An 11,393-nucleotide genomic window follows, 5' to 3' on the forward strand; every position below is an offset into this window, starting at 1 on the left:
TTTTGTTCCAGCATCTCTGCTAAAACGGCTGTCAATTCAATATGTCTACGAACGTGTATTTCTTTTCTTCTTCGCTTGTGTTTCAAAGCGGGTGCAAAACTAGAAATTCTTTTTGTTTCCTGCAAGAAAAATTTAAAAAATTTTGAAACTTTTTTTTCGTCTCCTTTTTCTCTTTTCTCTATTCAGTTTATCAACGAACTTTCCGTGTTTTGCGGGGTGCAAATGTACAGAGCGTTTTCAAATCTCACAAGCTTTTTTGAATCTTTTTTTGAAAATATTTCTCAATCCAAATTCTTAAATCCTGTCAGTCTATCAGTGAACCTCTGCGTTGTTGCGGGTGCAAAAGTACCACCTTTATTTACATTTACAAGCCTTTTCTTTATATAATTTCAATCTTTTTTAAACCTTTTTCTTAACTCACTGATAACGGATATTTTACAGATACACTTTTTTTGTTTTCTTGTCGGTTTTTTCTTCGTTATGATGCGGTTTCTTTATTTTTAGGCGCTTTTCGCCCGCCGGTTTTGAGGAGTTTCAGCTTTTTTTATTGTTTTCTGAACAGAAATCAGGATTTGAAGCTTATTTTCAAACCGCTTTTAATCTCGCAGAAACGCAAAGGCGCAAAGTTTCCTCTTTTTTATTCTGTTTTATTCCCAAATCACTGTTTTTTTTACTGAATTTCTTCTGAAAACCGATGCCCTAGCCCCGATAGAAGCGGAAATCCTTTTTGTGGCGGGGTTCGCCACAAAAAGATTGAAGCGTATAGCGGGATCAAGCTCCTGACCAAAAAACAAATTCCAAACAAAAGGGCTTCTCCGAAGCCTCGGGACGCTCAGCCTGACAAAAACACTGATTACATATAATAAGTATAATTCTCTCCTTATATATATGTATAGAAAAAAACAAACCCGACAGATTTTGAAAACCTGACGGGTTGTTATGAAATTATACTATATATAGTAGGATATTTTTATATCCAAATAAAAATGCATTCTTATTTATTTTGTGCCTGCTCTTTTGCTTTCTGCTGCCATGATTCTGAAAGATCATTATAGTTTACAGGTTTTGCCGGTTTTTGATTTAACAATCTTCCGGATTCGAAAGCTCTGACAAGTATTGTTTCTATCAAATAGTCTTCATTGACCTCATAGGGTTTATATTCGGTTTTTAAACTTATATCAAATAAATTGGCAGTTGTATTGGACACAAATGCTTTAAAACCACTTTTTAATGTTTTGATTAATTCGTAAGTAGTAACTCCTGTTTGCCGGTGAACAAGCTTCACGAGAATTTGTCCCTGTTTTCGCGAAAGCTTTTTTAATCTTGCTTCAAACTCATTATTAAGATAGTCTTCTACAATTTTAAAATACTTTTTCTTTTCGCGGTTTGTTTTTAATCGCGCCATTCCCTGATTTAAGGCCGTTAGTCTGTCTGCCGCTAATTTTGCATACGGATATGTTTTATATACTCTGTTTTGAAGAATCAGAAATTGCTTTTGGGCTTCGGGATCCAGCTTTTCTTTAGAAATAATAATTTCTGGCAGTTCGATAGTATCATTTAAGATAGAATCCTTTTCTGTCAATATATATCCCATTTCCTGATTTTCTTTAGGAGTAATCTGAGCCTGACTTTTAAAAGAAATCAATAGCAAAATTAAAATACAGTAGGTAAATTTCATTGAGTCATAATTTAAATGTAAAATTATATATTTATACGCAACTCTAATACCAAATTTATAAATTAGCGCAAAAATATTTTTATGAGCACGAATTCTATCTTGAAAGATACATCTATAGCTTTTTTGGAAAGCTACCTTAATAACGCCTCTCCTACCGGTTACGAAAACGAAGGCCAAAAACTTTGGATGAACTATTTAAAACCATATGTTGATACTTTTATTACTGATACTTATGGTACCGCTGTAGGTGTAATTAATCCTGATGCTCCTTTTAAGGTTGTTATCGAAGGCCACGCAGATGAGATTTCCTGGTATGTAAATTATATTACTGAAGATGGATTATTATATGTAATACGTAATGGTGGATCTGATCATCAGATTGCTCCATCGAAAAGAGTTCATATTCATACTAAGAAGGGAATTGTAAAAGGTGTTTTTGGATGGCCGGCAATTCATACGAGATTGCGTGATAAAGAAGAAATTCCGAAACTGAGTAATATCTTTATTGATTTAGGATGTGAAACTAAGGAACAGGTAGAAGCCCTGGGCGTACATGTAGGTTGTGTAATTACATATCCTGACGAATTTATGATTTTGAACGAGAATAAATTTGTCTGCCGCGCTATCGATAATCGTATGGGCGGTTTTATGATTGCAGAAGTAGCCCGTTTATTGCACGAAAACAAAAAGGAACTGCCTTTTGGTTTATATATTGTAAACTCTGTTCAGGAAGAAATCGGTCTTCGCGGTGCTGAAATGATTGCACAAACGATAAAACCAAATGTTGCTATTGTTACTGATGTATGTCATGATACCACTACTCCAATGATTGACAAAAAAGTAGAAGGTGACCTTAAAATGGGTCGTGGTCCTGTCATTGCTTATGCTCCGGCAGTACAAAACAGGTTACGCGATTTAATTGTGGATACGGCAGAAGAAAACAAAATTCCGTTTCAGCGTCATGCGAGTTCACGTGCAACGGGTACGGATACGGATGCTTTTGCTTACAGTAATGGTGGTGTGGCGTCGGCTCTAATCTCACTGCCTTTACGCTATATGCACACTACTGTAGAAATGGTTCACAGAGAAGATGTTGAAAATGTGATTCAGCTGATTTATGAGTCATTATTAAAAATTGAGAATAACGAGACTTTCTCTTATTTCAAATAATAATATTAAACGTCAATTCGGATATCATTTGTTATATATCCGAATTGACCAATATAAAAAAGCATGAAAATTCTATTACTCGAAGACGATTTTACTTTATCTAAAGAAATCTCAGCGTTCTTTATTTCAAAAGAATTCGAGTGTTTTCCTTATTATGATGGCTCGCTATTATTAAAAAAATATTTTCCATATGAATATGACTTAATAATTCTTGACATTAATGTGCCCGGGATAAACGGAATTGATGTTTGTAAAAGCATTCGGGAAGTTGATAAAAAAACCCCCATAATTATGCTGACCGCTTTTAGCGAAATTGAAGATAAATTAGCTTCTTTTGATAACGGTGCAGATGATTATTTGGTTAAACCTTTTCATTTTGAAGAATTACACGCCAGGATTTCTTCCTTATTAAGGAGAAAGGAAATCCCACAGCAAAGCGAAAAAAAAATTATGCTTCAGGATTTGGAGATTCTGGAGGAAGACATGAAAGTTTTTCGCGCAGGCGAAGAAATAAAACTAACTCCAAAAGAATTTAAACTGATCTTAATTTTGGCTCATGCCAAAGGAAAAGTACTTTCAAAACAATTTATTGCTGAAAAACTTTGGGATTATCATATAGAAACCAATCAGAATACTATTGAGGTTTATATCAATTTTCTGAGAAAGAAAATAGACAAAGACCACGAAATTAAACTTATCCGAACCAAAGTAGGTTACGGATATTATTTAAGCGATCAGGAATGACATTAAAAAACAGGATATCACTTTTAGTAAGTTTACTTTTTACAATCCTTTTTGGGTTGGCTTCTACTGTGATTTTCATTTTATACTCTAATTACAGAAAAGAAGAATTTCGCGATCGATTAGAGGTAAAAGCTTTATCTAATATTAAACTTCTTGTAAATGTTAAGCAAATCGATAATCAGCTTTTGAAGATTATTGATCAAAACTCTATTAACAAGCTTTATGATGAGAAAACACTGGTTTTTGATTCTAATTACAAACTCATTTACAGTAGTATTGATGATGCTAAAATTAACTGGTCCATTAACGATTTAAAATATTTAAAGAAAAATAAAACATTCTTTAAGCAACAAGGGGATTATGAAGTGTATGGTGTTTTTTATGACACAAATGACAAGGACTTTTATGCCTTAATATCTGCTACGGATGATTATGGAAAAAAGAAACTGCTTTTTTTACGCTATACCTTAATAGTGTCGTATATTCTTTTTACTTGTTTGTGCTGGGTTATGACTTCGTTTACTGTAAAAAAGTTAATGAACCCTTTGAACGCTTTTCATCAAAAAATAAAAAACATAAATGAAAACAATCTCGATACACGAATAGAATCTAAAAGTAAAAATGAAATTGACCTGATTGCCAATGAATTTAATTTCATGATGGACCGGATTGAAATTTCGTATCAGAAACAAAAAGAATTTACGGCTCATGCTTCACATGAACTTAGAACACCTCTTTCCAGAATTACTTCACAGATAGAAAATGTGGTTGCGGATGACAGCACAAGCTCTAAAGGCAAAAGTTTTTTAAAAACGATTTTATCCGACGTTAACCAATTAACTGAACTGATTAATTCGTTATTGATTTTATCAAAAATTGATATCAATAATAATGAAAAGAGCGAGGTGCATCGCATGGATGAAATTTTGTTTTCGGCAATTGAAAATTTAAATAAAAGCTTTCTGGACTTTGCCATTTTATTTGAAATTGAAGAAAGCGACAATCTCGATACTGCTTTGGAAATAAAAGGAAATAAAAACCTTTTAGAAATCGCTTTAAGTAATGTCCTGAAAAACGCCTGTGTTTACTCAGACAATAAGCAGGCAAAAGTAAAAATAAGCTCCGATAAAAACCATCTGATTATATCTGTATCCAACACAGGAAATACATTAAGTGAAAAAGAACAGGAAAATCTTTTTCAGCCTTTTATGCGCGGGCAAAATTCAAAAGGAACTGCAGGATTTGGTTTAGGACTAAGAATAGTAAAACGTATCCTAACGCTGCATAACGCTACCATTCATTACACTGTTACAGACGAAAATGATAATTTATTTCAATTAATCTTTCCTCTAAATTATTAAACTTATCCATTTTTAAGGTTTTTTTAAGCTCGTTTTTAAGGTGTCTTAAAGTCTTGCGATAGCATCTTTGTATCAAATAAAAATGATACAATGAAAAAGTTATTTGCATTATTACTTCTGATATTCATAAATCAGGTTAGTGTCGCACAAAAAACAGTTACACTTCAGGACTGCGAAACTCAATTTTTAAAGAAGAATCTTTTTTTGCTTGCATCACAATATAATATTGATGCTTCTAAAGCGATGACAATTCAATCCCGAATCTGGGATAATCCTACTATTACGGCAGAATTAAATGCGTATAATCCGGAACGAAACAAATATTTTGATATTGGAAAAGATGGTCAGAAAGTTTTTGGGATTGAGCAGTTAATTTATCTCGGAGGTAAAAAACGCAATGAAATAAAGCTGGCCCAAACTAATGAACAGTTGGCCGAACTTCAGTTTAATGACCTTTTAAGGACTTTAAAACTCCAATTACGCAAGAGTTTCTACACTGTTTACTATAATACTAAAAACATAGAGACAACGGATAAACAGCTTGCTCATCTTGAAAATTTAATAAACTCGTATTCTGTACAGGCACAAAAAGGAAATATCCCATTAAAAGATGTTGTCCGTCTGCAATCACTTTACCTGAACTTTAAAAATGAAAGGATGGAAGTTGTAAATGATAATATAGAAGAGCAAGGCAATTTAAAGCTTTTACTAAATGAAACAGAAAATGTTATTCCGGTAGTTTCTAAAGAAGAATTTGACAAATATCTTAAATCAATTGATTTTGATTTGAAGGCTTTTGAAACGGAGGCAATCGCTAATCGTCCTGATTATCTGGCTAAACAAAAAGAAATAGATGCGAATGCCTTAAATGTAAAATGGCAAAAATCACTTTCTGTACCAGATATTACAGTTGGAGCCACATACGATCAGCGAAGCGGTGCTTTTAATAATGAAGCTAATCTGACAGTTGGAATTCCGTTACCGCTTTGGAATAAAAACAAAGGAAATATCAAATACGCACAGACTATTTTAGAACAATCTAAAGTAGAAAAACAAAATTTTGAATTGCAACTGCAAACTGAAATTACAACTGCATGGACAAAATGGGACGAATCACGACAAAATTACAGTGTAATCAAACCTACTGTAAATGCAGATTTTGAAGCAGTTTATAATGGGATCCTAACCAATTTCCAAAAACGAAATATCAGCATTCTGGAATTTACTGATTTTATGGAAAGTTATAATCAGGCTACAATTCAGGTAAATGAACTAAAGAAAAAAGTGGCGCTTTCTGCTGAAGAATTAAATAGTACAATCAATAAAGACTTATTTTAAAATCAAATAAAAATGAAATATAAACTAATTATAGGAATTGCAATTGTGAGTTTATCGATCACAAGCTGTAAAAAAGAGGTTGAAAATCCTGATACAAACACTTCTTTTGTATTGAGTGATGCTATGTTAAAAACAACAACTACAGCACCCGCACAAACTGAACCTGTAAAAAATGAGTTGAGTTTTTACGGAAAAATTACCGCTGACAACAATAAAATGATAGATGTTTATCCTCTCGTTGGCGGGAATGTGATGAAAGTAAATGTAGAGCTTGGTGATTATGTAAAAAAAGGACAAGTACTGGCAACCATAAAAAGTACCGACGTTGCTGATTTTGAAAAACAATCTATTGATGCCAAAAATGATTTGCTTGTTGCCAAAAACAATTTAAAAGTAGCTCAGGAGTTATTTGACGGAAAATTAAATTCTGAGAGTGATGTACTTCAGGCAAAATCTGAAGTTAACAAAGCCCAATCCCAATTAAGCAAAATTCAGGAAACGTATAAGATATACAATATCAAAGCGGGATCTATTTATGAAGTAACAGCCCCAATAAGCGGTTTTATCATCCAGAAAAGCATTAATCAGGATATGCTGTTGAGAAACGACCGCTCTGAAAATATTTTTGATATTGCCGAAATTAGTGAAGTTTGGGCAATGGCAAATATCAACGAAATTGATATTAATAAAGTAAAACTTGGAACTGATGCAGCAGTCACAACATTAAGTTATCCTGATAAAATTTTCAAAGGTAAAGTCGATAAAATATATAATGTGATCGATCCGGAAACAAAAGCCATGCAGGCACGCATTAAGCTGAGTAATCCCAACTACTTGCTAAAACCAGATATGAATGCCAATATCAAATTATCGTTCAACGAAAATCAATCTATGATTGCAGTCCCAAGTAATGCTATAGTTTTTGATAAAAGCAAAAATTTTGTTGTGGTTTATAAAGATCGTAACAATATAGAAACCAGACAAGTTGAAGTTTTCAGAGTGGTTGGCGACACAACTTATATCTCAAGCGGATTAAAAGAAAATGAGAAAGTTATTACCAATAACCAATTGTTTATTTATGGTGCATTAAACAACTAAGACATGAACAAATTCATAAAAAACATTATTGCTTTTTCGCTTAAGAATAAAGCATTTACCTTCTTTTGGGTTGGATTACTGGCTGTTGCAGGATTTATTTCCTTTAAAAATATGCCGATTGACGCTTTTCCGGATGTAACCAATACACAGATTATTATTATTACACAATGGAACGGAAAAAGTGCTGAGGAAGTAGAACGTTTTGTTACCTCCCCTATCGAAATTTCGATGAATTCAGTGCAGAAAAAAACAAGTGTTCGAAGTATCACAATGTTTGGTCTTTCGGTAATCAAAATTATTTTTGATGATGGTGTAGATGATACTTTTGCCCGTTTTCAGGTCAATAATTTATTAAAAAATGTTTCCCTCCCGGATGATGTCGAACCAGACGTTCAGCCTCCTTACGGGCCAACGGGAGAAATTTTCAGATATATTGTAAAAAGCGACAGCAGAGACAGTAGAGAATTATTGACTTACCAGAATTGGGTCATAGACAAACAATTGCGTGCTCTTCCTGGTGTTGCCGACTTGAATGTATTTGGAGGACAGACAAAAACGTATGAAGTTGGAGTTGACCCTATAAAACTGGGAAAATATAACATTACTCCGCTTCAGGTATACAATGCTGTAAATTCCGGAAACTTAAATGTTGGTGGAGATGTGATTGAGAAAAACGGACAAGCTTTTGTTGTTCGTGGGGTTGGTTTACTAAAATCGAAAGAAGATATCGGTAATATTATCGTTGACGACGCTCATGGAAATCCGATTTTGGTCAAAAATGTGGCGGATGTTTATGAAAGTTCCATGCCAAGAGTCGGTCAGACGGGGCTGGGAAACAATGATGATGCTGTTGAAGGGATTGTTGTTATGCGAAAAGGAGAAAATCCGCAGGAAACGCTTGCTTTGATAAAAGCTAAAATAAAAGACTTAAATGATAACATTCTTCCAAAAGACATAAAAATAGAAACGTTTTACGATCGTGATAATCTGATGAATTTCACAACCGAAACGGTAATGCATAATTTGTTTGAAGGCATCATTTTGGTTACTTGTGTTGTATTTCTGTTTATGGCAGACTGGAGAACAACATTTACAGTTTCAATTGTTATTCCGTTATCGTTATTGTTTGCCTTTTTGTGCCTGAAAATGATGGGAATGAGTGCAAACCTTTTAAGTTTAGGTGCAGTCGATTTCGGAATTATTATTGATGGTGCGGTGGTTATGGTCGAGGGATTGTTTGTGGTTTTGGATCACCGCGCACATCAATTGGGAATGACGGCTTTTAACAAAATCGCAAAAGGAAGCCTGATTAAGAAAACCGGAACAGAAATGGGTAAAGCTATTTTCTTTTCTAAATTGATCATTATTACAGCATTGCTGCCTATTTTTTCATTCCAGAAAGTAGAAGGAAAAATGTTCTCTCCCCTGGCCTTTACTTTAGGTTTCGCCTTGCTTGGAGCGCTTATTTTTACACTGACTCTGGTTCCTGTTCTTTCCCATATTTTATTAAACAAAAATGTAAAAGAAAAAAATAACCCGTTTGTGAATTTCTGGGACCGAATTGTAACGAAAGGATTTGCGTGGACATTTAAACATAAAGTTCAAACTTTAACTGCCTCTATCGTATTGCTGGCTGCCGTTTTCTTTTCTGCCGGCTTCTTAGGGACAGAATTTTTACCTCAATTAAATGAAGGTGCATTGTGGGTCACAGCAGAATTACCAATGAGTACTTCGCTGCCCGAAAGTGTCAAAACAGCGGCAATGATTAGAAAAGATTTAGAAACCTTTCCTGAGGTGAAAAAAGTTTTATCACAAACCGGACGAAGCAATGACGGGACAGATCCAAATGGTTTTGGATTTATTCAGTTACAGGTTGACTTAAAACCAAAAGCAGAATGGACTCGAAAAATCTCCATGGATGACCTGATTAATGAAATGGACAATAAATTAAAAGTTCATCAGGGAATTACTTATAATTATTCGCAGCCTGTAATTGATAACGTGGCTGAATCTGTAGCAGGATTTAAAGCTTCTAATGCCGTGAAAATTTATGGTGATGATTTAAATAAACTTGATCAGCTGGCAAACGAAGTTTTAGCCGAAATTAAAGATATTCCGGGGATTAAAGATGCGGGGATTCTTCGAAATGTCGGACAGCCTGAAATTAGTGTAATCTTAGACCGCGAAAAAATGGCCGCCTATGGAGTAACATTAAGTGATGCACAGGCAGTTTTAGAACTTGCTTTTGGAGGAAAAACAGCTACTGAAAAATACGAAGACGAGAAAAAATTTGATGTTAGGGTTCGTTTTTCAAAAGAATACAGAAAAGATGAAAAAGATTTAGCAGAAATAAAAGTACCCACAATCAGTGGTATTAAAATTCCGCTGAAAGAAATCTGCGATATTAAAACCATTACAGGTCCGGCATTTATTTACAGAGATAATACAAAACGTTTTATTGGAGTAAAATTCTCTGTACGTGATCGCGATTTAGGAAGTACAATTGCAGAAGCACAGGCAAAAGTGAATAAATTAAAACTTCCTGCCGGTTATACAACCGGATGGACTGGTGAATTTGAAAATCAGGTTCGTGCCAGTGCGCGTCTTGCTCAGGTTGTCCCGATAAGTTTAATCGGAATTTTTGTTCTGTTATTTATCCTGTTCGGAAACTTTAAGGATTCATTATTGGTATTAGCAAATGTTCCGTTTGCTATTATTGGCGGAATTATCGCCCTGCATATTACCCAAATGAATTTTGGAATTTCTGCGGGGGTTGGATTTATTGCCCTGCTCGGAATTTGTATTCAGAATGGTGTTATTCTGATATCAGAATTCCATCACAATCTTAAGGCCAAGTTTACGCTCGAAGAATCCATTTTTATGGGAGTAAAAGCCAGAACAAGAGCAGTAATAATGACAGCACTCATGGCGTCTATTGGTTTATTGCCGGCAGCAATTTCTACGGGAATTGGTTCTGAATCACAAAAACCATTAGCTATTGTAATCATTGGTGGTCTTATGACGGCAACAGTTTTAACTTTATTGGTGTTTCCGATTTTGTTTTGGGTTTTTAATCGAAAAAAACATGTTCCGATAGAATAAGGATTTTAAAAATAGATTAATAATTGGTTACTATTAATTTGGTTTGGTTTAAAGAAAAAGCATCATTGTAATTAATGATGCTTTTTTGATTTTTACGAATTGAATTATAATACAATTCTAAATAAAAAAACGGCCTTCTGCTCAGGAAGGCCGTTTATATACTAACTCAAACTTATTTTAAATCTTATTTTAAATCTTTCAAAAGAGCGATAGCGTCTGTAGCATTTGATAATTGTGCATATTTCAAAGCTGTATACCCTTTTTCGTTTTTATCATTTGGACGAGCTCCGCTAGCCAATAAAACTTTTATAATTTCAACTTTATTATAACGTGCAGCAGTCATTAAAGGAGACATATCGTCTGACTTTTCGTTAACATTAGCTCCGTATTCGATAAATTTTTTCACTACTTCAATATCTCCTTTACTAACTGCAACATTTAGTGGAGTCGCGTCGTATACTGTTGATACAACTTGTTCGTTTACAACTGTTTTGTGAGTTGAAGCCATTGAAACATTTGCAAATGTTACTAATGCTAATCCTAAATAAATAACTGAATTTTTCATAATGGGTTTGTTTGTTAAATTGATTGATAAATATTTGATTGATGATCTTTTAAATTCTTTACAAATGTAAAAATAAAATCGGTATATTGTATTACAAGGTACTATGTTTTAACTAACTCTTAACGTTTATTTAATAATTCCTAACTAATGCAACCGTATTTTTAAATTAAACACATCTAAAAGACGCCGCAAAGGTAAAAATGTTACACTAATACGAATATTTTTAAAAAATTAAACGATAATTTTCCTGAATTTAGAGAAGCGAAACGCTATATTTTTAACTTTTAATTAAAATTATAGGTAAAAAAGGGAGCTTTTTTTAATTAATGCGTAATTT

At 33.7% G+C, this 11,393-nt stretch carries 9 protein-coding genes; 7 read left to right on the forward strand and 2 right to left on the reverse strand.

What is annotated here, in order from left to right:
- On the forward strand, positions 1–387 hold a 387-nt coding region (locus DCO46_RS23100), incomplete at its 5' end, for a hypothetical protein (RefSeq protein WP_207784984.1).
- Between the two features lie 607 nt (positions 388–994).
- Here DCO46_RS23100 and DCO46_RS20750 read toward each other — a convergent pair.
- Positions 995–1,678 carry a DUF4294 domain-containing protein gene (locus tag DCO46_RS20750; protein ID WP_116754393.1) on the reverse strand — a complete coding sequence of 228 codons (684 nt, stop codon included), beginning with the start codon at positions 1,676–1,678 and terminating at the stop codon, positions 995–997.
- Positions 1,679–1,759: 81 nt separating this feature from the next.
- Between DCO46_RS20750 and DCO46_RS20755 the strand changes: the two genes are divergently transcribed.
- The 6 genes from DCO46_RS20755 (at position 1,760) to DCO46_RS20780 (ending at position 10,491) form a co-directional block, all read left to right on the forward strand.
- Positions 1,760–2,848, forward strand: coding sequence for a M42 family metallopeptidase (locus DCO46_RS20755; RefSeq protein WP_116754394.1), 1,089 nt, complete (start codon positions 1,760–1,762; stop codon positions 2,846–2,848).
- 63 nt (positions 2,849–2,911) lie between these two features.
- The gene (locus DCO46_RS20760; protein ID WP_116754395.1) at positions 2,912–3,592 is read left to right on the forward strand and encodes a response regulator transcription factor; all 681 of its coding nucleotides are present in this window, start codon (positions 2,912–2,914) and stop codon (positions 3,590–3,592) included.
- Positions 3,589–4,953, forward strand: coding sequence for a sensor histidine kinase (locus DCO46_RS20765; protein WP_116754396.1), 1,365 nt, complete (start codon positions 3,589–3,591; stop codon positions 4,951–4,953). Before DCO46_RS20760 ends, DCO46_RS20765 begins: the two co-directional genes overlap by 4 nt.
- 90 nt (positions 4,954–5,043) lie before the next feature.
- Positions 5,044–6,291, forward strand: coding sequence for a TolC family protein (locus DCO46_RS20770; protein WP_116754397.1), 1,248 nt, complete (start codon positions 5,044–5,046; stop codon positions 6,289–6,291).
- Positions 6,292–6,303: 12 nt separating this feature from the next.
- Complete coding sequence (locus DCO46_RS20775; RefSeq protein WP_116754398.1) at positions 6,304–7,389, forward strand: efflux RND transporter periplasmic adaptor subunit; 1,086 nt, start codon at positions 6,304–6,306, stop codon at positions 7,387–7,389.
- 3 nt (positions 7,390–7,392) lie between these two features.
- On the forward strand, positions 7,393–10,491 hold the full coding sequence (locus DCO46_RS20780) for an efflux RND transporter permease subunit (RefSeq protein WP_116754399.1): 3,099 nt from the start codon (positions 7,393–7,395) through the stop codon (positions 10,489–10,491).
- Positions 10,492–10,675: 184 nt separating this feature from the next.
- On the opposite strand, the gene DCO46_RS20785 is transcribed toward DCO46_RS20780, so the two are convergent.
- Entirely contained in the window at positions 10,676–11,056 is a 381-nt protein-coding gene (locus tag DCO46_RS20785; protein WP_116754400.1) for an ankyrin repeat domain-containing protein, read from the reverse strand.
- Between the last annotated feature and the right edge of the window lie 337 nt (positions 11,057–11,393).

It is taken from the genome of Flavobacterium sp. HTF, assembly GCF_003105115.1.
Lineage (GTDB): Bacteria > Bacteroidota > Bacteroidia > Flavobacteriales > Flavobacteriaceae > Flavobacterium.